At 66.5% G+C, this 24,247-nt stretch carries 25 protein-coding genes and 1 riboswitch; of the genes, 7 read left to right on the top strand and 18 right to left on the bottom strand.

Annotation, left to right across the window (positions count from 1 at the left end; all coding sequences use genetic code 11):
- Window positions 1-144: 144 nt before the first annotated feature.
- The 5 genes from sdhA to ald all read right to left on the bottom strand — a co-directional run bounded on the left by sdhA (window position 145) and on the right by ald (window position 4,580).
- Complete coding sequence (gene sdhA, locus EEB18_RS14080; protein WP_056345816.1) at window positions 145-1,947, bottom strand: succinate dehydrogenase flavoprotein subunit; 1,803 nt, start codon at window positions 1,945-1,947, stop codon at window positions 145-147.
- 1 nt (window position 1,948) lies between these two features.
- The gene (gene sdhD, locus EEB18_RS14075) at window positions 1,949-2,353 is read right to left on the bottom strand and encodes a succinate dehydrogenase, hydrophobic membrane anchor protein (RefSeq protein ID WP_056345814.1); all 405 of its coding nucleotides are present in this window, start codon (window positions 2,351-2,353) and stop codon (window positions 1,949-1,951) included.
- Window positions 2,353-2,796, bottom strand: a complete 444-nt coding sequence (gene sdhC / locus EEB18_RS14070; protein ID WP_187141177.1) for a succinate dehydrogenase, cytochrome b556 subunit — start codon at window positions 2,794-2,796, stop codon at window positions 2,353-2,355. Before sdhC ends, sdhD begins: the two co-directional genes overlap by 1 nt.
- A 398-nt stretch (window positions 2,797-3,194) precedes the next feature.
- A complete protein-coding gene (locus EEB18_RS14065; protein WP_187141176.1) occupies window positions 3,195-3,443 on the bottom strand; it encodes a hypothetical protein in 249 nt (82 codons plus the stop codon).
- A 21-nt stretch (window positions 3,444-3,464) separates the two neighbouring features.
- Window positions 3,465-4,580, bottom strand: a complete 1,116-nt coding sequence (ald, locus tag EEB18_RS14060) for an alanine dehydrogenase (protein ID WP_056345804.1) — start codon at window positions 4,578-4,580, stop codon at window positions 3,465-3,467.
- Between the two features lie 161 nt (window positions 4,581-4,741).
- Between ald and EEB18_RS14055 the strand changes: the two genes are divergently transcribed.
- The 6 genes from EEB18_RS14055 to EEB18_RS14030 all read left to right on the top strand — a co-directional run bounded on the left by EEB18_RS14055 (window position 4,742) and on the right by EEB18_RS14030 (window position 10,161).
- Complete coding sequence (locus EEB18_RS14055; RefSeq protein ID WP_187141175.1) at window positions 4,742-5,209, top strand: Lrp/AsnC family transcriptional regulator; 468 nt, start codon at window positions 4,742-4,744, stop codon at window positions 5,207-5,209.
- Window positions 5,210-5,338: 129 nt separating this feature from the next.
- On the top strand, window positions 5,339-6,691 hold the full coding sequence (locus tag EEB18_RS14050; RefSeq protein ID WP_187141174.1) for a methyl-accepting chemotaxis protein: 1,353 nt from the start codon (window positions 5,339-5,341) through the stop codon (window positions 6,689-6,691).
- 55 nt (window positions 6,692-6,746) lie between these two features.
- On the top strand, window positions 6,747-7,439 hold the full coding sequence (locus EEB18_RS14045; RefSeq protein WP_187141173.1) for an SDR family NAD(P)-dependent oxidoreductase: 693 nt from the start codon (window positions 6,747-6,749) through the stop codon (window positions 7,437-7,439).
- A complete protein-coding gene (gene bla, locus EEB18_RS14040; protein WP_187141172.1) occupies window positions 7,429-8,325 on the top strand; it encodes a subclass B3 metallo-beta-lactamase in 897 nt (298 codons plus the stop codon). The genes EEB18_RS14045 and bla overlap by 11 nt, the downstream gene beginning before the upstream one ends.
- Window positions 8,322-9,293: a 50S ribosomal protein L11 methyltransferase gene (locus EEB18_RS14035; protein ID WP_187141171.1), complete on the top strand. Its 972-nt coding sequence runs from the start codon at window positions 8,322-8,324 to the stop codon at window positions 9,291-9,293. Before bla ends, EEB18_RS14035 begins: the two co-directional genes overlap by 4 nt.
- Window positions 9,294-9,357: 64 nt before the next feature.
- The gene (locus EEB18_RS14030; protein ID WP_056345794.1) at window positions 9,358-10,161 is read left to right on the top strand and encodes a hypothetical protein; all 804 of its coding nucleotides are present in this window, start codon (window positions 9,358-9,360) and stop codon (window positions 10,159-10,161) included.
- A 2-nt stretch (window positions 10,162-10,163) separates the two neighbouring features.
- Here the strand turns inward: EEB18_RS14030 and phhA are convergent, their stop codons facing one another.
- Together phhA and EEB18_RS14020 are read right to left on the bottom strand one after the other, a co-directional pair.
- Window positions 10,164-11,036: a phenylalanine 4-monooxygenase gene (gene phhA / locus EEB18_RS14025; protein ID WP_187141170.1), complete on the bottom strand. Its 873-nt coding sequence runs from the start codon at window positions 11,034-11,036 to the stop codon at window positions 10,164-10,166.
- Window positions 11,037-11,061: 25 nt separating this feature from the next.
- Window positions 11,062-11,691: a Crp/Fnr family transcriptional regulator gene (locus tag EEB18_RS14020; protein WP_187141169.1), complete on the bottom strand. Its 630-nt coding sequence runs from the start codon at window positions 11,689-11,691 to the stop codon at window positions 11,062-11,064.
- A gap of 100 nt (window positions 11,692-11,791) precedes the next feature.
- Between EEB18_RS14020 and EEB18_RS14015 the strand changes: the two genes are divergently transcribed.
- The gene (locus EEB18_RS14015) at window positions 11,792-12,667 is read left to right on the top strand and encodes a sterol desaturase family protein (RefSeq protein WP_187141168.1); all 876 of its coding nucleotides are present in this window, start codon (window positions 11,792-11,794) and stop codon (window positions 12,665-12,667) included.
- A 21-nt stretch (window positions 12,668-12,688) separates the two neighbouring features.
- Here EEB18_RS14015 and EEB18_RS14010 read toward each other — a convergent pair whose 3' ends face one another.
- The 11 genes from EEB18_RS14010 to EEB18_RS13960 all read right to left on the bottom strand — a co-directional run bounded on the left by EEB18_RS14010 (window position 12,689) and on the right by EEB18_RS13960 (window position 23,822).
- A complete protein-coding gene (locus EEB18_RS14010) occupies window positions 12,689-14,704 on the bottom strand; it encodes a TonB-dependent receptor family protein (protein ID WP_187141167.1) in 2,016 nt (671 codons plus the stop codon).
- Between the two features lie 72 nt (window positions 14,705-14,776).
- Complete coding sequence (locus EEB18_RS14005; RefSeq protein ID WP_187141166.1) at window positions 14,777-15,166, bottom strand: hypothetical protein; 390 nt, start codon at window positions 15,164-15,166, stop codon at window positions 14,777-14,779.
- A 139-nt stretch (window positions 15,167-15,305) separates the two neighbouring features.
- On the bottom strand, window positions 15,306-16,475 hold the full coding sequence (locus tag EEB18_RS14000; protein WP_187141165.1) for a sterol desaturase family protein: 1,170 nt from the start codon (window positions 16,473-16,475) through the stop codon (window positions 15,306-15,308).
- Between the two features lie 161 nt (window positions 16,476-16,636).
- Window positions 16,637-18,811, bottom strand: coding sequence for an NAD-dependent DNA ligase LigA (gene ligA / locus EEB18_RS13995; RefSeq protein WP_187141164.1), 2,175 nt, complete (start codon window positions 18,809-18,811; stop codon window positions 16,637-16,639).
- A complete protein-coding gene (locus EEB18_RS13990) occupies window positions 18,808-19,203 on the bottom strand; it encodes a putative quinol monooxygenase (protein WP_262407932.1) in 396 nt (131 codons plus the stop codon). The genes ligA and EEB18_RS13990 overlap by 4 nt, the downstream gene beginning before the upstream one ends.
- Complete coding sequence (locus EEB18_RS13985) at window positions 19,200-19,889, bottom strand: GNAT family N-acetyltransferase (protein ID WP_187141163.1); 690 nt, start codon at window positions 19,887-19,889, stop codon at window positions 19,200-19,202. Before EEB18_RS13985 ends, EEB18_RS13990 begins: the two co-directional genes overlap by 4 nt.
- Window positions 19,886-20,248: an ADP-ribosylation/crystallin J1 gene (locus EEB18_RS13980; RefSeq protein WP_187141162.1), complete on the bottom strand. Its 363-nt coding sequence runs from the start codon at window positions 20,246-20,248 to the stop codon at window positions 19,886-19,888. The genes EEB18_RS13985 and EEB18_RS13980 overlap by 4 nt, the downstream gene beginning before the upstream one ends.
- Window positions 20,245-20,556: a hypothetical protein gene (locus tag EEB18_RS13975; RefSeq protein WP_187141161.1), complete on the bottom strand. Its 312-nt coding sequence runs from the start codon at window positions 20,554-20,556 to the stop codon at window positions 20,245-20,247. The genes EEB18_RS13980 and EEB18_RS13975 overlap by 4 nt, the downstream gene beginning before the upstream one ends.
- Window positions 20,556-22,223 carry a DNA repair protein RecN gene (gene recN / locus EEB18_RS13970; RefSeq protein ID WP_187141160.1) on the bottom strand — a complete coding sequence of 556 codons (1,668 nt, stop codon included), beginning with the start codon at window positions 22,221-22,223 and terminating at the stop codon, window positions 20,556-20,558. Before recN ends, EEB18_RS13975 begins: the two co-directional genes overlap by 1 nt.
- Window positions 22,224-22,269: 46 nt before the next feature.
- Window positions 22,270-23,064 carry an outer membrane protein assembly factor BamD gene (locus EEB18_RS13965; RefSeq protein ID WP_056345771.1) on the bottom strand — a complete coding sequence of 265 codons (795 nt, stop codon included), beginning with the start codon at window positions 23,062-23,064 and terminating at the stop codon, window positions 22,270-22,272.
- 62 nt (window positions 23,065-23,126) lie between these two features.
- Window positions 23,127-23,822, bottom strand: coding sequence for a peptidylprolyl isomerase (locus EEB18_RS13960; protein WP_056345769.1), 696 nt, complete (start codon window positions 23,820-23,822; stop codon window positions 23,127-23,129).
- A gap of 117 nt (window positions 23,823-23,939) precedes the next feature.
- Window positions 23,940-24,154, top strand: a riboswitch (cobalamin riboswitch).
- The last annotated feature ends 93 nt before the right edge of the window (window positions 24,155-24,247 follow it).

The raw sequence follows: 24,247 nt of genomic DNA, 5'->3' as shown, positions 1-24,247 counted from the left end.
GAGTCGGACCAGGCAGCATGAGTATAAAGCGTTTCCAGATGCTCGGCGACGTGCTCGATCGACGAAACATCATAACGATCTTGTCACCATCAACGGCGGGGTTGCTGCCCTTCCAACGAACGACCCACCGCTTCTGGCACTTGCTCAATAAACCCGCGCCTTCGGCTTGATATATTCGGCGTCGTCGGTGAGCGTATATTCGTGGACCGGGCGGTAGTCGAGGCGGACGCCGCCGCCCTTGCCGCCCCAGCCGTCGAACCAGCTGATGCTGTGCTTCATCCAGTTCGGATCGTCGCGGTTCGGGAAATCCTCGTGCGCGTGGGCGCCGCGGCTTTCCTTGCGGTTGAACGCCGAATGCATCGTCACCGTCGCCTGGCTGATCAGATTGTCGAGCTCGAGCGTTTCGATGAGGTCGGTGTTCCAGATCAGGCTGCGGTCGGTGACGCCGATGTCGTTCATCCGCTGATAGGTCTTGGCGAGCTTGTCCTTGCCCTCGGCCATCAGTTCGTCGGTGCGGAACACCGCGGCGTGCATCGACATCGCGCGCTGCATTTCGTCGCGGACGACCGCGGTCGGCGAGCCGCCATTGGCGTTGCGGAAATGATCGAGACGGCCGAGCGCGAGGTCGGCGCTGTCCTTGGGCAGCGCGGCCTGCGCGGCGCCGGGCTTGATGATGTCGCGCAGCCGGTGGCCGGTGGCGCGGCCGAACACGACAAGGTCGATCAGGCTGTTCGAGCCGAGGCGGTTCGCGCCGTGGACCGACACGCACGCCGCTTCGCCGACCGCGAACAGGCCGGGGACCACGGTATCGGGATTGCCGTCCTTCAGCGTCACGACTTCGCCATGATAGTTACAGGGAATGCCGCCCATATTGTAATGGACCGTCGGCACGACCGGCAGCGGCTGGCGGGTCAGGTCGACGCCGGCGAAAATCTTGCCGCTCTCGGTAATCCCGGGCAGGCGCTCGGCGAGCACCGCGGGATCGATATGGTCGAGGTGCAGGTAGATATGGTCCTTGTGCGGACCGACGCCGCGGCCTTCGCGGATTTCGAGCGCCATCGAACGCGACACGACGTCGCGCGACGCGAGGTCCTTCGCGGAAGGGGCATAGCGTTCCATGAAACGCTCGCCTTCGCTGTTGGTGAGGTACCCGCCCTCGCCGCGTGCGCCTTCGGTGATCAGCACGCCGGCGCCATAGATGCCGGTCGGGTGGAACTGGACAAATTCCATGTCCTGCAATGGCAGGCCGGCGCGCAGCACCATGCCGCCACCGTCGCCGGTGCAGGTGTGCGCCGAGGTCGCGGTGAAATAGGCGCGGCCATAGCCGCCGGTCGCGAGCACGACGGCCTGCGAGCGGAAGCGGTGGATGCTGCCATCCTCCATGCACAGCGCGATCACGCCGCGGCACACGCCGTCTTCCATGATCAGGTCGAGCGCGAAATATTCGACGAAGAAGTCAGCGTCATATTTCAGCGACTGCTGATAGAGCGCGTGGAGCATTGCATGGCCGGTGCGGTCGGCCGCGGCGCAGGTGCGTTGCACCGGCGGGCCTTCGCCCATATTCTGCATATGGCCGCCGAACGGGCGCTGGTAGATGGTGCCGTCCTGGTTGCGCGAGAAGGGCACGCCGGCGTGCTCGAGTTCGTAGACCGCCTGCGGCGCTTCGCGAACCATATATTCGATCGCGTCCTGGTCACCCAGCCAGTCGGACCCCTTGACGGTGTCGTACATGTGCCAGGTCCAGTGGTCGGGCGAATTGTTGCCGAGGCTGGCGGCGATGCCGCCCTGCGCCGCGACGGTGTGGCTGCGCGTCGGGAACACCTTGGTGATGCAGGCGGTCTTGAGTCCCGCCTCGGCGCTGCCCATCGTGGCGCGCAGGCCCGACCCGCCGGCGCCGACGACGACGGTGTCATAGATATGGTCGATGATCTTGTAAGCTTCGGTCATGTCACATGCCCCCCGGGCCGAGCGCCATGGGCGCCAGTGCGATGCGGGCGATCGTGAAGATCCCGAATGCGGCGCCGCCGATGGCGTAGAAATTGAGCGCGACGAGCGCGAGCAGACGCGTCGCTTCGCCGTGGACATAGTCCTCGATCAGCACCTGCAGCCCGAGGCGCAGATGGACGAAGATGCTGACCACGAGCAGGATGAGCGCGAGCGCGACCATCGGCTGTGACGCCCAGCGATGCACCGCGGCGAAATCGCCGAGGTTCAGGCGCAGGAGCGAGACGACGAGGAAGCCGACGAGCAGCAGATTGCCGAGCGCGGTCAACCGCGCCTGCAGCCAGTGGTGCGAACCATGCTGGGCCGAGCCGAGGCCGCGAACCTTGCCGAGATGCGTGCCGTTGCCCATCAGAGTGCGCTCCCCAATATATAGAGCCAGGTCGCGGCGGTCGCGAAGACGCCCGCAGCGATCACCACGGTCGACCACAGCTTGTTGGTCTTGAGTTCATAACCCGCACCGGCGTCGAGGACGAAGTGGCGGAGGCCCGAAAACATATGCTGGAAAAAGGCCCAGGTCAGCCCGACCAGCACGACCTTGCCCAGGATGTTGGTGATCGTGTGGAAGATGCCGGCATCGGGGTTGGGGTCGTGCCAGACGCAGGCGACGAACGCCGCATAGGCCTCGGGCCCCGCCGCGATGGCGTAGAGCCACCAGAGGAACATGCTCGCGCCGACGATCGCCAACCCGTCCCCGCTCGCGCGGTGGAGGATCGAGACCGTCATCGCGGGTCCCCATTTATAAACCTGCAAATGCGGCGAGAGCGGCCTGCCGCTCGGTTCGTTGCCAGCCATATCAGCCCCGTTTCTGACTCTAATCGGTCGATGGGCGCCGGTTTAGCGCCATGGCCGCGATATGCAATTGCTTAGGAGCCTTTGTTGCACGGCGCGGGAATATTTGCGACCCGGCCGCCGTTAGAGCCGGAGAAACGGTGATCGGCAAGGGCAAAAAGGGGCCGATGTTCATCCAATCGCCAGCCCGCTCCGACGATTGACCGGAATCGAGCCATGTCAGGCAAAACCCGTCTGAGCACCCTTTGTGTCGAGCAAAGTCGGGACATCCATCTGCAGCGCACGACCTCGGGGTGTCTCGACTTCGCTCGACACGAACGGGAATGGGAGATGGCCCTCTCCCAACCCGGCAGCAGAAGTCATATCTGAAGCTTGTTCAGCCCCGCCTAAAGGAGGGCGCCTTACTTGATCTTCCCGCGGTTGGCGTAGAGCAGCGCGGCGAGCACCGCCGCCGAGCCGATGCCGATGCCGGCCGCGGCTGCGGCGGTTTTCCAGCCGGCCTTCTTGCCGGTTCCTGTCGCTTCCTTGTCGGCGGCCTCGGTCGCCTCGGCGGCTTCCTTTTGCGCCTGAAGTTCGCGGGCGGCGCGCAGGACTTCGTTTTCGCTTTCTTCGCCGGTGCCGGTTTCGGGGAGGTCTTCGCTGGGGGTCATTTTAGTCTCAAGTCCTTGTTGTCACAGCAGTGCCTGCTCCACAGGCACATAGTCCGTCCCGACCGCTTCGGCTACGGCTTCGAACGTCACCTTACCATTCCAGACGTTGAGTCCCTGCGCAAGATGCACGTCGCGTTTCAGCGCCTCTTTCCAGCCCAGGTCGGCGATGCGCAGCGCGTGCGGCAAGGTGACGTTGTTGAGCGCATAGGTGCTGGTGCGCGCGACCGCGCCGGGCATGTTGGCGACCGCATAATGGACGATGCCGTCGACGACATAGGTCGGGTCGGCGTGGGTCGTCGCATGGCTGGTTTCGAAGCAGCCGCCCTGGTCGATCGCGACGTCGACGAGCACCGAACCCGGGCGCATCGTGCCGAGCATGTCGCGGGTGACCAACTTAGGAGCCTCGGCGCCGGGGATCAGCACCGCGCCGATGACAAGGTCGGCCTCGGCGACGCATTCGGCGAGGTTGGCGCGATTCGAGAAGCGCGTCTTGGCACGCGCCTCGAAAAAGGTGCCGACGCGTTCGAGTACTTCGGGATCGCGATCGAGGATGGTGACGTCGGCGCCGAGCCCCGCCGCCATCTGCGCCGCGTTGAAGCCGACGACGCCGCCGCCGATGATGCAGACCTTGCCCGGCGCCACACCCGGCACGCCGCCGAGCAGCACGCCGCGGCCGCCGTGCGCCTTTTCGAGCGCGGTCGCGCCGGCCTGGATCGACATCCGGCCCGCGACCTGGCTCATCGGTTTCAGCAGCGGCAGGCCGCCGTGCGGGCTGGTGACGGTTTCGTAGGCGATGCACACCGCGCCCGACGCCATCAGGTCGCGCGTCTGGTCGGGGTCGGGGGCGAGATGGAGATAGGTGTAAAGGATCTGCCCGGGGCGGAGCATCGCGCGCTCGACGGGCTGGGGCTCCTTGACCTTCACGACCATGTCGCAGGTCGCGAAGATTTCCTCGGCGGTCTGGACGATCTCGGCACCCGCCTCGACATAATAGCGGTCGTGCGCGCCGATGCCTTCGCCGGCGCCGGTCTGCACGAGCACGCGGTGACCGTGGACGTGGAGCTCGCGCGCGCTTTCTGGGGTCAGGCCGACGCGATATTCGTGATTCTTGATTTCCTTGGGGGTGCCGATGATCATGCGTCGCTCTCCAATGCCGGGTGGCCGCCGATCGCCCCTCGCGTTGCCGACGACTCTCTGCCGCCGATATAGCAGCTTCGCCGCGCGAGGTGCTTGCATATCATGGTCCATTCCCCGACAAGCGCGCACAAATTGTGCGCGAAATCGCCTTGGAGCGCTTTATGTTGGATCGGATCGACCGCAAGCTTCTCGACCTGCTGCAGCGACAGGGGCCGCGTCCCGCGGTCGAGCTCGGCGAAAGCGTCGGCCTGTCGGCGTCGGCGTGCCACCGCCGCATCCGCGCGCTCGAGAGCGACGGGATCATCGCCGGCTATGCCGCGCGGCTCGACCCCGACAAGATCGGCCTCGGGCTCGACGTCTTCGTCGACATCAGCCTGACCTCGCAGAGCGAGGAAGCGCTGACCGCGTTCGAGAGCGCGGTGAAGAGCTTCGACGAGATCCTGGAGTGCCAATTGCTGTCGGGTGCATCGGATTACCGGCTGCGCGTCGCGGCGCGCAATGTCGCCGACTTCGACCGGCTGCACCGCCATTGCCTATCGCGGCTGCCCGGCGTCGCCGCGATGCACAGTGCCTTCGCGCTGCGCACGATCAAGGCGTTCGAGGGCTATCCGGTGCGCGGCGAGGGCTGACGCGCATTTTTTTCGCAGCGCTGGTTAACGCCGAATTTACCCCTTCCCCACATAGATCGGTCATGATTTTCGCCGGTGACAGCGGACGGCAGCGCCGCGCGCCACGAACGATGTGAGGGAAGCAGGATCATGGTGAAGGAAAATCCGATTCATAAGCAGCAGATTGATCCGATCCTGATGTCGGATCGCTTCCCCTTCTATGATCTCGATGGCCAACTGGCGACCGATGGCGCCGAAATCGCGGCGATCGTCACCGGGCACGAGCCCGAGATGGCGCGCGCTTACTGGGATGCCTTCAACGGCCTGTCGCTCGTCGAACGCAAGGTCGAGGGCGACCTGCTGACCAGCTATATCGCCGGCAGCGCGAAACATATGCGCGAGAAATATGCCCATGCCGACGGCCAGGCCGCGGCGACAATCGCGTGCCAGAACACCCATATGGCGCTGCGCGTCGGGGTGCCGCTGGCATCGGTCCTGTCGTGCATCGGCGAGAGCCAGCGGCTGGCCTATCATTATGTGGTCGAGGCCTGCGCCGGCGATGCCGCGCGGCTGACCCGGCTGTGCGCGGCGATCAACCGGCTCGCGCTGCTCGAATTCGACATCATGGAAACCTATGCCGAGAAGCTGAACCGCGCGGTCATTTCGGGCGAGCGATTGGCGCTGGCCGGCGATTTCGACCAGTCGATCGCCTCGCTGGTCCAGGAAACCGACGGCGTGCGCCGCGAACTCGCCAGGCAGGCAGCCTCGGCCGACCATGCCGCCAAGGGCATGATCGCCAAGACGAGCGAAGTCGCCGCGGCATCCGAACAATCGGCGATCGCGATGCGCGAAGCCGCCTCGACCGCCGCGGGGCTGATCCGCGCGATCGAGGATGCGCGCAGCGAGGTCGAAGCCAGCTCGCACGTCGCGATCCGCGCCTCCGAACAGGCGGGCGAAGCCGTCGCCATGTCCGAAGCGCTGTCGCACCACGCCGAATCGATCGAATCGATCCTCGGCCTGATCCGCGAGATCGCGGGCCAGACCAATTTGCTCGCGCTCAACGCCACGATCGAGGCGGCGCGCGCGGGCGAATCGGGTCGCGGCTTTGCCGTCGTCGCGCAGGAGGTGAAAAGCCTCGCCAACGAAACCGCGCGCGCGACCGACGATATCGCCGGCAAGATCACGGCGATCCAGCAGGCGACCAGGGGTTCGGTCGCCGCCAACCAGTCGATCCAGGCGACGATCGTCGAGGTCCAGCATTCGGCGCAGCGTATCCGCGACGCGATGGACGCGCAGGCGCAGACGGTCACCTCGATCACCGCCGCGGTCGACGAAACCGCGCTCGCCGCCGATTCGATGTCGTCGACGATCGCCAGCATCCGCAACGATTCGGGCATGGTCGCGGGCGAAATCAGCGTGCTGAGCGACGAATTCGCCAAGATGGGCGAGCGGCTGCAGTCGCTCGAACAGGCCGCGAGCGAGTTCAGCCGCCGCGTTGCCTGACCGGCATACCGACCCCATGCTTGGCAAGGTGACGGGGTCCGCTTAAGGGCGGGCCATGCAAACCCATATCCTGATCAGCGGCGCGAGCCGCGGCATCGGCGCCGCGATCGCCGAAGCGCTGGTTTCCGACACGGCCAAGGTCGTCGCGCTGTCGAGCGCCGACGGCGATCTTGCCGACCCCGACGTGCCGGGGCACATCTGGACCCGCGCGCTTGCAGAGCTCGATGGCCGCATCGACGTGCTGATCAACAACGCCGGCGTGTTCGAGGCGAACCCCATCGACGCCGACGAAACCGACTGGCTCGCCAACTGGAACCGCACGCAGCAGATCAACCTGACCGCGAGCGCCTTATTCTGCCGTTTGGCGGTGCTGCACTGGAAGCAGCGGAAGTCCGAGGGCCGCATCGTCAATATCGCGAGCCGCGCCGCGCATCGTGGCGACAGCCCTGCGCATTGGCATTATGCCGCGTCGAAGGCGGGCATGATCGCGATGACAAAAACGATCGCGCGCGCTTATGCGAAGGAGAATATCCTCGCCTTCGCCATCTGTCCCGGCTTCACGATGACCGGCATGGCCGAGGAGTATCTGGAGAGCCGCGGCGGCGACAAATTGCTTGCCGACATTCCGCTCGGCCGCGTCGCGATGCCCGAGGAAGTCGGCGAAATGGCGCGCTGGTGCGCGATCGACGCGCCCGCATCGATGACCGGCGCGGTGCTCGACGTGAACGGAGCCAGCTATGTCCGCTAGAATCGCCATCCTCGCCGCGCTGGCGCTCGCCGGCTGCACGCCGCAGCGAACCCCTGCCCCCGCCGCGCCCGCTCCGACCGGCAAGGCGCTCGCGACCGCGTGCGAAGGACGCGACGGGTGGAGCGACGCCGCCCCCCCCGCGAAGATTTTCGGCAACACCTATTATGTCGGCACCTGCGGCATCACTGCGCTGCTGATCGCGACCCCCGACGGGCTGGTGCTGATCGACGGTGCGACCGCGGAGGCCGCACCGGGCATCCTCGCCAATATCCGCGCGCTCGGCTTCGACCCCAAGAACGTCCGCACTCTGCTCGCGAGCCACGAGCATCTCGACCATGTCGGCGGGTTGAAGGCGCTGCAGGATGCGACCGGCGCCGCGGTGCTGGCGCGGCACGAGGCGGTGGCGACGCTGACCAGCGGCGAGCCCGAGGCGATCGATCCGCAGCGTGGTGCGATCCCGCCCTTCGCCGGGGTCAAGGTATCGCGCGAGCTCAAGGATGGCGAGCGCCTGCCGATCGGCGACATCAGCCTGACGATCCACGCGACGCCGGGGCATACGCCGGGCAGCACAAGCTGGACCTGGCGCGCGTGCGAGGCGGGCGATTGCCGGACGATCGCCTATGTCGATAGCCTGAGCGCGGTGTCCGCCGACGATTATCGCTTTTCGGACCACCCCGACTATGTTGCGATGCTGCGCGCGACCTTTGCCAAGGTGCCGACTTTGCCGTGCGACCTGCTGATCACTCCGCATCCGTCGGCGAGCAACCTCTTCGATCGACTCGCGGGCGAGGCCCCGCTGGTCGACGCGAGTGCGTGCAAGACCTATGCCGAGGGCGCCGCAAAGCGGCTCGACGACCGGCTGGCGAAGGAAGCCGCGGCGAAATGAGCTGGATCGTCTCGCTCCCCTGCACCCGCGCCGAGGCCGAGGCGCTGTCGGGCGACATTCCCGAACTCGACACGCGGCCCGATGCCCCCGTCGTGGTGACGCGCGAGATCGACGAGGATGCCGGGCAGTGGCAACTCGACGCCTATATGGACGAACGGCCGGACGCAGCGCTGGTCGAATTGCTGCAGTTGCTGGCGCCGAGCGCCAAAGGCGCGAAGCCGGTGATCGAGGAACTGCCCGACGAGGACTGGGTCACCCTCTCGCAACAAGGACTCGAGCCCGTGCAGGCGGGACGATTCTTCGTCCACACCAGCAGCTTTGCCGACCGCGTGCCACCGGGCAGTACATCCTTCCTGATCGACGCGAGCCAGGCGTTCGGCACCGGCGGGCACGACACCACCGCGGGTTGCCTCGCGATGCTCGACCTTATGGCGCGGGAGGGTGTCGTGCCGCGCAACATCGCCGATATCGGCACCGGCACCGGCCTGCTCGCCTTTGCCGCCATGGCGCTGTGGCCGCGCGCACGGACGATCGCATCGGACATCGATCCGGCGAGCATCTTCGTCACCAAAGACAATGCCGGCATCAACGGCGTGCCGCTCGGCCGCGGCGGCGGGCGGCTGGCGGTCGCGGTCGCGCCGGGGACCGACCATCCCGCGATCAGGCATCGCGCGCCCTATGACCTCGTCATCGCGAACATCCTCGCGGGGCCGCTGATCACCCTCGCCCCCGATATCGCGAGCGTCACCGCGCCGGGCGGCCATGCGATCCTTGCCGGGCTGATCGCGCGGCAGATGGAGCCGGTGCTGACCGCCTATCGCGCGCAAGGATTTCGCCTCGCCGCGCGCGGCGGCAGCGCCGAATGGCCGTGCCTGCTGCTGGTCAAGCGCCGCCGTTACGGCTGGCGGCGCAAGGAGCGCGCCTTTCACCGCGCGAGCCCGTCGGACGCGAGTTTCGGGAGCTGGTAAGTCAGGTGCTGGAAATTCTCCGGTAATTTGCTAGGCTTGGCACCGCGTCACCGGGAGACCTGCCATGAGCCTGATCGCCGCCCTCGCCCTGCTTGCCGCCGCCGGCAGCGATCCCGACCCTATCGTCGTGACGGGAACCCCGATCACCGCAGCCGAGGAACGGAAACGCGCCGCCGAATTTGTGCGCCGCGCCGGTGTGGCCCGGCTCGAGCCGGTCGCGCGGTGGATCATGCCGATATGTCCGCGCACGGTCGGCGTCGATGACGCGGTCGCGGCGATCGTCGACAAGCGGATCCGTGCGGTCGCGGCATCGGCGGGCGCGCCCGTCGCATCCGGTGCGTGCGTCCCCAACATCGCCGTCATTTTCACCGACGACGGCGAGGGCCTGACCCGCGCGATCTTCGCCAAATCACCGCGACAGGCCGCGGCGCTGTCGCCCGTCGTCCGCGAACGGCTGGTCGAGGGCGATGGCGCGATCCGCTGGTGGTACAGCACCCGCGACGAGAGCCGCGACGGAATGCCCGCGGCGTCCGGGGTGGTGCGGCAATATAACAGCAGCATCGTCAGCACTCAGGTCGTGCGTGCGCTGCGGTCGGCGACGGTAATCATCGATGCCGAAAAGGCCGACGGGACCCTGCTCGACTCGGTCGCGTCCTATGCGGCGATGGTCGCGCTCGCCGAATTGAGCAGCAGGCCGCCGCCGCCCGAGGATTCGATCATGGCGCTGTTCGACGGCGAGGCGGGGCGCCGCGAATTATCGGACAACGACGCCGCGCTGCTGCGCGGCATTTACAGCCTGCCGCCCGACCGCGAAGCCTTTCAGCATCGCCGCCGGCTGGTATCGGAGGTCCGCAAGGACCGGGATTGAGGTCAGCCGCTCTTGGCGAGCGCATAGTCCTGCGTGCCGCGCGTGATCACTTCGTCGCCGGGCAGGATGTCGGCGATCGCGATCGGCGGCAGCGCGTCGTTCGCGGCATAGAGCGGCGCGAAGTCGGTGTTCACCGTCGTATCGAGCAGCTGGTCGAGGCTGTCGATGACGAAATAATTCTGCTGGAAATCGTCGATCCGGTAATCGGTGCGCATGACGCGGGCGAGGTCGAAGCCGATGCGGTTCGGGCTGTCCGAGTCGAGCGCGAAGACGCTTTCGGCGTAGCTCGACACGATGCCGGCGCCATAGATGCGCAGGCCCCCCGCTTCGCGGATCAACCCGAATTCGACGGTATACCAGTAAAGCCGCGCAAGCTGTTTGAGCGCGTCGAATTTCAGGCTGCGCAGCCCGCCCTCGCCATAAGCGACCATATAGTCGGCGAATATCGGGTCGGCGAGCATCGGGACATGGCCGAACACGTCGTGGAAGACGTCGGGTTCCTCCAGATAGTCGAGCTGCTGCGGGGTGCGGATGAAATTGCCCGCGGGGAAGCGGCGGTTCGCGAGGTGGTCGAAAAACACCTCGTCGGGGACGAGCCCCGGCACCGCGACGACCCGCCACCCCGTCGCCGCCATCAGCCGCGCGTTGAGTTCGCGATAGTCGGGGATGCCCGGTTTTTCGAGCCGCAGCACGTCGATGCCGCGCAGGAAGGCTTCGGACGCGCGGCCGGGCAGCATCGCCGACTGGCGCGCAAAAAGCCGGTCCCACATCGCATGTTCGTCGGCGGTGAAGGCGTCCCAGTTCTGAGCAATCGTCCAGTCGGCCGCAGCGCCGGGCGGCGGGGTTTCATGGACGTGGGTGAAGCCGTCTTTCATGGGACACGCCTAGCAGGAAAAGGTTTCAAATGAAACCGTCTCCGTCGAGCCGCAGCAGGCGGATATGGCCATAGCCGCGTTCGACCTGCCCGGCGCTCGCCAATATACGCAGCGCCGCGCCCAACGTCACGCGCGACACGCCGAGCAGGTCGGCGAGCTGCTGCTGGGTCGCGGTGATCCGATCGCCGCCGGCGCTGTCGGCCGCCATCGCACGCAGCATCGCGAGCAACCGATCGGGGGTCGACAGCCGCCGTTCGGAATCGATGATGTCGAGCGTCGACGCTAGCTGCCGCGACAGACTGCGCAGCAGCAGCTCGGCCCAGCCGACGTCGGCGGCCATCAATTGCCGCAGCAACGGCCGGTCGACCGCGACGAGCCGCGCGCTGCCGCTGGCGAGCGCGTCGACCTGTCGCGGCACACCGGTAAAAAAGGCCAGTTCGCCGAACATGTCGCCGCGCCCCATCACCCCGAAATGGGTGAAACCACCGTCCTCGGCAAAGCGGCCGATCGTCACATGTCCGTCGACGACCGCCCAAAAGGCGTCGCCCGGATCGCCTTGATGCTGGACGAACTGGCCGTCGGCAAAATCGCGCACGCGCGCACTTGCGATCAGCTGAACCAGCTCGTGCGGCGACAGGGTCGATCGCTCGGCCATCGCAAAATGATAAGTTCTTTGCATTCCGGGTCGCGACACTGTGGCAAGGTCGGCGCCATGGCAAGCAACGACTTGCCGATGGCCATGGGAGTGCCGCGACATGCAGCTGACAAGCGCCCAATCGAGTCTGGTCGTGATGGCGATCTATCTGAGCTTCGCGCTGCTCGAACTCGCCTGCACCCGATTGTTCGCCAAGGACGAACAGACGCGCCACGACGGCATCCTCGAAGTCGTCAGCACCCTGATGCTGCTGGTGGTGACGCAGCCGCTGATCCTGTTCACGGTCGGTGCGATCGGCCAGGCGCTGGTCCCACAGTACGCCAATGCGCTGGCGGGCATTCCCTTCCTCGCCGCGCTCGCGCTGTTCCTCGTCTTCGAGGATATGATGCAATATTGGTGGCACCGTGCGAGCCACAGCTTTTCCTGGCTCTACAACCTCCATCGCGCCCACCATAATGCGCGCTATATGAGCGTCCGGCTCGTCTATCGGAACAACATCCTCTATTATGCGATGATGCCGAGTATCTGGTTCGCGGGGATTCTGGTCTATCTTGGACTCGGCTGGTTCTATGCCGGCTATCTGGTCGTCAAGATGGCCGTGATCATCGGCGCGCACAGCGATTTCGCGTGGGACAGGCCGCTGTACCGGATCAAGGCGCTGTCGCCGCTGATGTGGGTCGTCGAGCGCGTCATCAGCACTCCGGCGACGCATCACGCCCACCACGGCCGCCACCTCAGCGACGGCGCGGTCCATTATAAGGGAAATTTCGGCAATTTGCTGTTCTTCTGGGACGTGCTGTTCGGCACCGCCAAGATCACCCGCAGCTATCCCGTCAGCTATGGCGTCGAAAACCTGCCCCCGGCGACGCTGGGCCAGCAACTGCTGTGGCCGATCTTTCCCGAGAACAAGGATATGGACGCCGATATCCCGGGCGCAGTGCCCCGGTCAGCCATTCCGCAGGTCGCGGCGGGCTGACCGGAGGTACCAAGCGGCGTGTCAGAAGCGCGCGCGGATGCCCGCCGACACGGCGCGCCGTTCGACGGGATAATAGATCGCCGACGTCGGCGTCACGACAATCGCCGCGCTGATGTCGCCGATCGCCTTTTTGCCGGTGACATTGCGGACATCGACAAAGGCATCGATGCCCTCGGCCACCCGCGCGCCGCCGGTGAAGCCGAGCAGCGCATAGCCGGGCGTGCGCACCAGGTTGCGGTAATCGGCGAAGGGGCCGTCGGGAACCCATTCGAGGTTCGGCGCGATATGCAGCGCGTCGGTGCCAACCCGCAGTTCGGCGCGATAGACATGGTTCGGGACCACCGGCAGGCGATTGTTCGCGAACTGGCTGTCGCCCCGAAAACGAAAGTCGCTGTAATTATAGATTTGCCGCAGCCGCAGCCATGGTGCGGGGTTGAGGTCGAGCGACGCCTCAATCCCCTGATGCAGCGTGCGGCCGGCGTTGAAGGTCGCGGCGGGGATGTCGCTGCCGGTCGCGAACTGCAGCATTTCGCCCGTCAGCGTCGCGCGGTAGGCGGCGATGTCCCACGCCGCGAAACCGATCGTGCCGCGCGTGCCGACTTCCGCGGTCCAGGCGCGTTGCGGGCGGATGTCGGACACGACGGCGCTTGTCGGCGGGGATCCGACCGTCTGGAAAACCTCGCCGAAGCCCGGGAATTCGGCCGAGCGGCTGTAGTTGGCGAAGACCTGGATGTGATCGGCGGGTTCGAAGAGCAGACCGAGTTTCGGCGAGAAGGCGTCGAAGTCGATCCGCCCGGCGGTCGCGGCGGTCGCCGAAAAATCGACCCGCCGCGCACGCCAGCCGTCGGCATAGACGCCGCCCGCAACAATCGTCAGCGTCTCCACCGGCCGCACGCGCAGCTCGCCATAGAGGGTTGCGGTCTGTGCCTTCTGGTCGGCGTCGAAGGTCAGCGCACCGCGCCGGCCGCCATTGTTGACGAACTGGCGGGCATCGGTGCGGCCACGCCGGATTTCGCCGCCGAGGGTGACCTCGACCGGCCCCGTCGCATAGTCGAGCCGCGCAAAGCCGCCGATATCGGTCGATTTCTGGTCGATGAGCTGGAAGATCGGGTGATGCAGCGACTTGGCGTTGACGAAGCCGCCGACGTCGAGCTTCACCGCGCCGAAATCTAGGCTGGTGCGGTTCTGGAGCCGCAGCGAGTCGATATCGCGGCCCTGATCGCCCGCGACGGCGCCCGCATTCGCCTTGCCCGGGGTGGTCAGCGCCTCGGCCTTCGTCAGCGCGCCGGGGAGTTGCTGGTTGATATTGTTGATGCTGGCATAGAAGCGCGTGCTCACGACGCGGCTCAGTTTCAACCCGACATTGCCCTGAAAGCGCAGACTGCGCCGCTTTGCATGGTCGCGGTCGCCATCCGAGGTGTCGGCGCTGATCGCGCCCCATGCGTCAACGCGCTCGCTGGCGACGCCCGCCGAGACGAGCCCGCGCACGCTGTCGAAGCTGCCGACATCGCCGCGCAGGTAAATCCCTTCGGCGGTGCGCCCGGTCGGGGTCACGCCATTGACCGCGCCGCCGAGCGTGCCCGAGCCGAAGCGCAGCGCGTTGGCGCCGCGATAGACCTCGAGATGGTCGAAGAAGATCGGTTCGAGTTCCTGGAAATCGCCATTGTCGTCGGCGAGGTTGATCGGCACCCCGTCCTGCAGCAGCGTCAGCCCGCGCATGTGGAAGCCGCGCGACAGCCCCGAGCCGCGGATCGAAATCCGTACCTCCTGCCCGTAACGCGGCTGGAGATAGACGCCCGGCGAGAAGGCGAGCGTGTCGCGCAGCGACATGATCGATTTGTCCGCATAGTCCCGATGCGTGACGACGTCGACGCCGCCGGGGGTGCGCGCGGCGCGTGCTTCGGCATCGTCGGTCAGTTCGGGTGCTGTGACGATGATCGTCTGGTCTTCGCCCGCCTCTTCGGCATGGCTGGCGGCGGGGACGAGCGAGAGGACGAGCGCCAGCAACGGCGCCGCCCGATGGGTACGGCTGTTCATGAAATTTCCTTCGCTTGGGATACAGGCACGCGCCGCGCCGCGCGGGATGCGCGGACGGCAATTCAGGCTGGATCAGACGAAGGCGGGTGGTCCGGTGCTCGGCGGCAGCGGCGAGGCGATGCCGGGGGCAAAGCCGAGCGACGGGATCGCGACGGGCGACGGCTCGAGCGCGACCGGCGCGGTCGGCAGCGCGGGTTCGGCGGGGACGATCGGTGCCACCGCGAGCGCGCCCCATGGGCAATGCTGCTGCGGCTCGCCGTCATGGCCGGCGATTTTCTCGATCGGGATCGTCATCGTCGCGCCCGGATTGGCCGGGTCCGAACAGACGCGCACGGTGATCGTCCCCGACGCGTCGGTCTCGATCATCCAGCCCGGCGCGACGATGATGCGCGCGGCGAGCGCGAGCAGCAGCGGCAGCAGGAGAAGGATGCCCGGACGGCGAAAGGCGGCGAGGAGGCCCATGCGGCGGGCCTTATGGCGACCGCTGTGCAGTGACAAGTGGCCTCGCATTATCAAGCGCGTCATTGCGAGCGGAGCGAGGCAATCCAGAGCAGTTGCCGCTCACTCGGGATTGCTTCGCTTCGCTCGCAATGACGAAGATTTATTCGGCCGGCGTCTCGTCGGTCTTCTTGCCCGTGCGCGTCCACGGGTAGAGCAGTTGGCCCCAATAGTTTTTCGGCACATCCTCGGGGATGCCGTAGTTTTCGGGCCAGCGGTCCTTGGGCAGATGAAAGGTGCCGAACAGCTTGTCGATCCACGGGAAATGGATCGCGAAATTGACGTCGAACGCTTCGCGTTCGAGCCCATGGTGCCAGTGGTGGAAGCGCGGGGTCGCGATCCAGTGTCCAACCCGGTTGAAATTGCCGCCGACATTGGCGTGGAGCAGCGAGGACCAGACATAGACGAAGCCGATATAGGCCTGCATCACCGACGGCGAGAAACCGAGGGTGAACAAAGGCAGCGAGGTGATCGCGCGGAGCAGGATGATCTCGATGAAATGCATCCGCGATCCCGCGAGCCAGTCCATCGACTTCGCGCTGTGGTGGACGGCGTGGAAGCCCCAGAGGAAGGGGTAGCGGTGGAAGGTGCGGTGGAAGAAATATTGCACCACATCCGACGCGATCAGCACGATGACGAATTGCACGATCCACGGCAGCGACGCGACCCCGGCGCGGAAGGCGTCCCAGCTGTTCGTATGCTCGTTGACGAACTGCTGCGGCGCGAGCGCGAGGAAGCCGAGCACCTGCACGAACATCGTGCTGACCAGATAGTAGAAGAGGTCCTCGCGCCATTCGGTGCGGAACAGGCGCTGCGCGCGGCGATGCGGGAAGGCGCGTTCGAGCGGCGCGAACATGAAGCCGGTGATCAGCAGGTTGACGACGAAGAAGTCGAGCCCGAAGAAAATCCCCCAGTCGCGCGTCTCGGCGGGCTGGACATTGGCGCCGCCGATCAGCGCGGCGGCGAGCGCGATCATCAACGCGGTGGCGCCGAGCACCTTGCGCGGGCGGAGCAACAGGCTGAGCAGCGCGAGGCCGTAGCTCGCAAGCAGGATCAGGTGGACGACCCCGCGAAACCCGCCCCAATTTTTGACGATCGCCAGTTCGGGGGTGGCGAACCAGTCGGGAAAACGCAGCGCGATCACCAAGCCGAATCCGACGACCGCGAACAGCAGCGCGAAAAAGCCCGACAGCCACCCGCTGCCGAACCGTCGCACTTCGGTATGCGATTCGAGATCGCGCATCAGGGCGTTCAGATAATCACGTTTGGCCATGTTTCCCCCTCACGGCATTTGGGCCGCGCCGTCTGTGATGCCGCGCACCGGTTGATATCGCCCTAATCTTCGTCATCCCGGGCTTGACCCGGGACCCGCCTTTTTCTTCAAGACAGGCAGGCCCCGGATCAAGTCCGGGGTGACGAGGGTGGAAATGTCGCTCAACCCGCCGCCGCGACGATCGTCGCCCAGTCGGCCTCGTCGATCACGCGGATGCCGAGCGCCGCCGCCTGCTTGAGTTTCGATCCCGCGCCGGGGCCCGCGACGACGAGGTCGGTCTTGGCGCTGACGCTGCCTGCCGCCTTGGCGCCGAGCGCTTCGGCCTGCGCCTTCGCTTCGTCGCGGCTCATCGTCTCCAGCTTGCCCGTGAAGACGATTGTCATGCCCGACACCTCGCTCTCGCGCGTCTCGACGATGTAGGGCGGGGGCGACACTTCGCCGAGCAGGTCGTCCCACAGGTCGCGGTTGTGCGATTCGTGGAAAAAATCGCCCAGCGCTTCGGCGACCGCGGGACCGATGCCGTCGGCGCGGACTTCAAGGATCGCCTTGATCGCCTCGAGCTTGCGGGTGCCATATTTGCCGTCGGATTCACCCTCGCCCTGCGGGTTCGCGTCGAGCCAGCCGTGCAATTCGGCGGCCTTTTCGGGCAGGCGCGCGATGTCGCCGAGCCCCTTGAGCAGGTCGCGCGCGGTCACCGCGCCGACGTGACGGATGCCGAGGCCGAAGAGCAATCGCGCCGCGTCGGGCTGCCGCTTCGCCTCGATCGCGGCGAAAAGATTGTCGACCGACTTTTCCTTCCACCCCTCGCGGGTGAGCAGTTCGTCGCGGTGGGCCTTCAACCGAAAAATATCCGCCGGCCCCTTGTCGAGCCAGCCGAGGTCGAGAAATTCCTGGATGCTTTTTTCTCCCAGCCCCTCGATATCGAGCGCGCCGCGGCTGACGAAATGGCGCAGGCGCTCGAACTTCTGCGCGTTGCAGATGAGGCCGCCGGTGCAGCGCACATCGACCTCGCCCTCCTCGGCGACCGCTTCGCTGCCGCAGACCGGGCAATGGTCTGGGAAGATATACGCGGCGCGCTCTTCGGCGCGGGTGAGGTTCTCGACGACCTGCGGGATCACGTCGCCGGCGCGCTGGATGACGACGCGGTCGCCGGGGCGCACGCCCAATCGGCCGATCTCGTCGCGGTTGTGGAGCGTGACGTTCGACACGACGACACCGCCGACGGTGACCGGCACCAGCCGCCCGACCGGGGTCAGCTTGCCGGTGCGCCCGACCTGGATGTCGATGGCTTCAAGCGTCGTCTGCGCGCGTTCGGCGGGGAATTTATGCGCGATCGCCCAGCGCGGCGCCTTCGCGACGAACCCGAGGCGGCCCTGCCAGTCGAGCCGGTCGACCTTGTAGACGACGCCGTCGATATCATAGGGCAGTTCGGCGCGCTGGCGTTCGATATCGCGATAGTGGGCAAGCACGCCCTCGACGCCGTCGAAGCGTTTCAACAAGGGCGACACCGGGACACCCCAGCTTTCGATGAGCCGCATCATGTCGAATTGCGTGGCGGCGGGCACGGCACTGACCTCGCCCCAGCCGTGCGCGAGGAAGCGCAGCGGGCGCGAGGCGGTAACGCTCGCATCCTTCTGGCGCAGCGACCCCGCGGCGGCGTTGCGCGGGTTGGCGAATTGGCGGACGGTGGCGGGGTCGAACGCGACCTCGCGCTGCGCGGCGAGCGCCTGGCCTTCTTCCATCAGCCGCGCGTTGAGCGCGGCAAAGTCGGTCTTGGCCATATAGACCTCGCCGCGAATCTCGAAGACGTCGGGGACGTCGCCGTTCAGTTGCTGCGGGATATCTCCGATCGTGGCCACATTGGGCGTAACATCCTCGCCGACGCGGCCATCGCCGCGCGTTGCCGCCTGCACCAGCTGGCCCTGTTCGTAGCGCAGCGAACAGGACAGGCCGTCGATCTTGTCCTCAGCGGTCAGCGCGATCGTCTCGCCTTCGCCGAGGTTGAGGAAGCGCCGCACCCGCGCCGCGAACTCGGCGACATCCTCGCCGCTGAACGCATTGTCGAGGCTCATCATGCGCTGGGCATGGGTGACCTTGGCGAGCGGCGACGCCTCGACCGCGGCGCCGACCTGGTTGTTCGGGCTGTCGGCGCGGACCAGATGCGGGAAGGCGGCTTCGAGTTCGGTGTTGCGGCGGACCAGCGCATCATACTCGGCGTCCGAAATCTCGGGCGCATCCTCGGCATGATAGCGTTTGCCATGATAGGCGATCGTCTTTGCCAACCGCATCAGTTCGTTGGCGGCATCGGCTTCGGTCAGCGATTCCATCTCGGTCATGCGCGGCTATTTGCCACCGGCTTGAACTCGGCGCGAGTGCCAAATCCCGCGATCAGCGGGCGGCCCTTTTTGATCGCTTCCTGCACCGCGGGCAGCGCGAGCGACGCGGCATGCGCATCCTTGTCGGTCCAGAGTTCGACGATCCAGATCGCGTCGGGGTTGGCGCTGTCCTCGCCGATCAGATAGGCGATGTTGCCCGGCATGGCACCGGTCCCCTCGGACAGGATCGCGGCGAGCGCCGCGCGCTGGCCGGGCTGCGCGATCATCTGGCCGATCAGGCCATATTGCGGGTCGGCTTCTTCCATCATGGCCTCCAGGGCGCGCAGCTTCGTGATCGGCAACAGCGCCGCCGCCGTGGCGGCGAGCGCGATGAGATGCTGGCGCCGGTTCACCGCGAGATCGCCAGCACATGGATTTTGCGGCGAATGCGGAAACCCAGCGATTCATAGAGCCCGATCGCGCCCGCATTGTCCGCATAGCTGTGGAGGAAGGGCGTCTCGCCCCGCGCGACCATCGCGCGCATGACATGGCCGATCAGCGCGCGCGCCAGCCCGCGCCCGCGGCAATCCTCCCACGTCGACACGCCGCTGACCTCCGCCATGCCAGGCAAGAGGATGCGCTGGCCCGCCATCGCGAGCAGGCGGCCATTCTCGCGCACTCCGAAGAAGGGGCCATAGAGATGCGTCTTCGGCCCCCATGGCCCGGGTTTGGCATGGTCGGCGAGCGCGGCCATTTCAGGAGCGTCGTCGTCACCGAGCGCGATGATCGACGGTTCGTTTTCGCGCCGGGCGGGCGGCGGGCCTTCGGCGACCATCTGCGTCAGGACGGCGCGCTTCACTTCGCGCGTGCCGGGGGGCAGCGGCCAGGGCTCACCCTCGACGATCCACAATTCCTCGCCGACGGGACAGTGCGCGGCGAGCGCCGCCTGCGCTTCGGCCCCGGTGTCGGCGGCGATGCCGAACACGCCATAGCCGCGGTCGATTCGTACCGCCGAACCGGGATCGCCCTCGGCCAGATGCGCCTGGCGGCCGGTGAGCATGCTCCAGACGGGGCGGTCGAGGGGGTGGGCGACGGTCATTCGGCGTCGTCGGGCCAATATTCGCGCGTCACGACAATCTCGCCGACGATGGCGGCGTTGAAATTGTCCAGATCCTCGGCAGGAATCCAATATTCCTGATGCGCGCGGCCACCGGCTTCCTCGACTCGATATTGGTCGAGATAGGATTTGCGCACCTCGAACCGCGTCACATAACCGCTGCCGCTCGCGCGGACATTCCAGTCGCGCGCGATCTTGATCGCATAATCCTCGGTGGTCACCGGATAGAAGATCGGCTGTTCGGGCAGTCGCGGCGGAAAGGCGCGCATGCCGCTGTCGCGGATCAGCGCGAGTTCCTTGGGGCCAACGGGACGCCAGAGGGTGGTGGTGGGTTCGGTCATCGATCGATTCCATATTCTTCGCTCAGGTCGAGCAGGAAATGACCAAAAAGAGCGGAGCGGGAAACGTCTATCAATAATACCAGATAGCGCTCATTCCGTTCGGTCTCGATCAACACTTGGTCCACGCGACCCGAGGCGTCGCGATAAATCGAATGGATGTTACCAACGCGTTCGAGCGACGTTTCGGCGGCAACCACTTCGTCGATGTAGTGGTCGATTTCCGGCAAATGGGTAGCATCGTCGAGCAGGCGCATCGGCGCTTTAAAACAGGCGTCGAACTGCGCGCGTGTCAGTGCTCGCACAGCCATTACACCACCTCCAGCAACCGCTCAGCCTGCGCCCGCGCTTCGTCGGTGACCTCGGCCCCTGACAGCATCCGTGCGATTTCTTCACGGCGTTCGGCTTCGTCGAGCGCGCGGACGCCGGTGCGCGTCACCGTGCCCTCGCTCGATTTCGCGATCAGGAAATGCGCCGCGCCCTTTGCCGCGACCTGCGGCGAGTGCGTGACCGCGAGCAGTTGCTTGCCGGCACCCGCTAGCCTTGCCAGCCGCTCGCCGATCGCGCTTGCCACCGCGCCGCCGACGCCGCGGTCGATTTCGTCGAAGATGATCGTGTCGGCGCCGCCTTCCTCCGCCAGCGCGACCTTGAGCGCGAGGATGAAGCGCGAGAGTTCGCCGCCGCTCGCGATCTTGATCAAGGGCGCGAAGGGTGCGCCGGGGTTGGTCGAGATCAGGAACTCCACGCGGTCCATGCCCTCCGCGCCCCAGCGTTCGGCGGGCAGGCGCTCGACCAGCGTCTGGAAGCGCGCGGCATCGAGCTTGAGCGGCACCAGTTCGCCCGCGACCGCCTTGTCGAGCCGCGCCGCCGCCTTGCTGCGCGCGTCGGACAGCGCGGTCGCGGCATGGGTGTAGGCCGCGGCTTTCGCCGCAACCTCGGCCTCGAGCCTCGCGAGGCCCTCGCTGCCGCCCTCGATCGCGTCGAGCCGTGCTGCGAGGTCGCCCGCGAGGGTGGCCAGTTCGTCGGGCTGGACATGATGTTTGCGCGCCATCGCGCGCAGTTCGAACAATCGCGTTTCGGTCTCTTCGAGCCGGGCCGGGTCATATTCGAGCGCGCGTGCCGCCTCGATCAGCCGCTGCTCGGCCTCGTCGGCCTCGATGATCGCGCGGTCGAGCCCGGCGAGCGCCTCGGCGAGCAGCGGATGGTCACCCGCGAGCCGGTCGAGCCGACGCGCCGCGGCGCGCAATTGCGCGGGGCCGCTATCGCTGCCCTCGAACGCCGCCATGATCGCGCCCATATCGCCAGCGATCCGCTCGCCCTTCTGCATCGCGCTGCGCGCTTCGGCGAGTTCGGCTTCCTCGCCCGGTTGCGGCGCCAAGGTCGCGAGTTCGGCGACGCAGTGGGTCAGCCAGTCGCGATCGCGCTCGGCCTCGTCGAGCGACGCGCGGGCGGCTGCGAGACGCATTTCGGCGCTGCGCCATTCGCCATGCGCCGCAGCGACCGCCGCGCTGTCGCAGCGACCATAGGTATCGAGCAGCGCGCGGTGCCCCGCCGGCGCCAGCAGGCCGCGATCGTCGTGCTGGCCGTGGATTTCGACCAGATGCGCCCCGACTTCGCGCAGCAGCGCCGCCGAGCAGGGCTGGTCGTTGAGAAAGGCGCGGCTGCCGCCATCGGCGCGCAGCGTGCGGCGGACGAGCAAGGGTTCGCCGGGTTCGATCCCGATATCGTTTGCGGCGAGCAGCGCGGCAAGCGGGGTGCCGGGTGCCGGCGCGGCAAAGCTCGCGGTTACCTGGGCCTTGTCGCTGCCCTGGCGGACCAGCGCGCTGTCGGCGCGCGCGCCGAGCGCGAGCCCGAGCGCATCGAGCAGGATCGACTTGCCCGCCCCGGTCTCGCCGGTGAGCACGCCGAGCCCGGCCGCGAAATCGAGGTCGAGCCGTTCGATCAGGACGATATTCGCGATGGACAGGGCCGTCAGCATGACCCGCCCTTACATCAGAACAAAAAGCGAATCCACGCCCCGCGCGTTACGCGGAAGGCGCATTCTTCTGCATCAGCTGATACGCGCGCTCATACCATTTGCTGCCCGGGTAGTTGGCGCCGAGCACCGCGGCCGACTTCTTCGCCTCCGACGGCACGCCCAAGGCGAGATAGCATTCGGTCAGGCGATAGAGCGCCTCGGGGGTGTGACTCGTCGACTGGAACTTTTCGGTCACTTCGCGGAAGCGGATCGACGCGGCGAGCCAGTTCGAGCTGCGCTGATAGAAACGGCCGATTTCCATTTCCTTGCCCGCAAGGTGGTCCTGCACCAGATCGACCTTGAGCCGCGCGTCGGCGGCGTAGCGGCTGTCAGGATAGCGCCGGATCACTTCGCCCAAGGCGGCGAGCGCCTGCTGGGTGATCTTCTGGTCGCGGGTGACGTCGCTGATCTGCTCATAGTAGCTGAGCCCGATCAGATAATAGGCATAGGGCGCGTCCTTGTTGCCCGGATGGATCGACAGGAATCGTTGCGAAGCCTCGATCGCCGGCGCATATTCGCGGTCCATATAATAGCTGAACGAGCTCATCAGCTGTGCGCGGCGCGCCCAAGGCGAATAGGGATGCTGGCGCTCGACCTCGTCGAACAGCGCGGCGGCGAGGCCATATTGGTTCCGGTCGAGCCGGTCCTGCGCCGCGCGGTACAGCGTGTTGACGTCGCGCGCGACATAACGCGTGTCCTTTTTGACGCCGCTGCCCCCGGCACAAGCGGCCAGCAGGGGGGTGATCACAAGGGCGGCGGCGAGCAGGCGCGTCGAGGCGCGCAGGGTGGGACGCTGAGTCATGGGCGCGGTATAGCCACAGCGCGGATGAACGCAAAATAAATGATGGGGGTGTCGGCGCGGAATTACGGCGCTTTGACCACGCAACCCGCCGGCGCGTTCGCGGGCGCCGGAACGCGGCGTGCGGTCTTGATCGTCACCATCGGGTCGAGCATCTGGCCCTGCATCACCCCCTCGCCCGCGGTCGGCGAGACCGGCGCGGCGAAAATCTTCTCCGCGACATCGGCGCCAGCAACGACTTCGCCGAACACCGCGAAGCCCGCGCCGTCGCCGCCAGGCGCATCGGCGTCGAAACCCTTGATGTCGCCGAGCAGCAGGAAGAAGTCGCTGGTCGCGTCGCCGGGGTAGAGCCGCGCCATCGACAGCGCGCCCTTGCAATTGGTGAGTCCGGTCGTCGTCGTCGGCTCGTGCGCGATCGGCGCGAAGTTGGTGCGCGGGTCCCCGCGGTTGCCCGCCTGGACCAGTTGGTTCGCCGGACCCCAGTTGCGCGTTGCACGATAGAATTTGAAACCGTCCATGCGCTTGCCGTCGACATAGCGCAGGAAATTGCCCGAGGTGATCGGCGCGCGCTTGTCCTCGAGCCGCACGACGATCGTGCCGAGGTCGGTGGTAAGTGCGACAAAGGGGCGCGTATCGACCTCGACCAGCGGCGCGGCCGGGCCGGCGATGGGCGGAATCGGCGGCGGCAATTGCGTCGTCTGGGGCGGGACCGGGGCGGCCTGGGCCGCAAGCGCGAGCGCCGGAAGGATCATCGTCAGCATCGCGCCAGCATAAGCGAAAAACCATCACGCTGGCGACCCCCTTCGCAACGGCGGGTGGTGCGCGGATCAACATATAAAGAAATCTTTATATGCGTATTGACAGCTCGCCGGTCGGAGCTATTCTAGGCTGGTCGAGGTTCCCCGCGTCCGGCAGGACATGGGGCTAAGACGGGAAGCCGGTGCGCCTTTCGGGGCAAGGCCGGCGCTGCCCCCGCAACTGTAAGCGGTGAGCGGTGGTCGATACGTGTCACTGGTTCGGCAAGGAACCGGGAAGGCCAGACCCCCGCGTCGATCCGTGAGCCAGGAGACCTGCCTCGTCAGATAACGTCCTCCGGCGGGGTGTCCGGTCTGGTCGCATGCATGGCTGCGCCCGGGCTTGTCCTGCCGGACGCATCGGCCGTTGCTTGTGGTCCGGCCCGTCCCTT

Origin of the sequence: Sphingopyxis sp. OPL5 (assembly GCF_003797775.2) — a bacterium.
Classification (GTDB): Bacteria; Pseudomonadota; Alphaproteobacteria; order Sphingomonadales; family Sphingomonadaceae; genus Sphingopyxis.
This window is presented reverse-complemented; position numbering and strand designations above follow the sequence as displayed.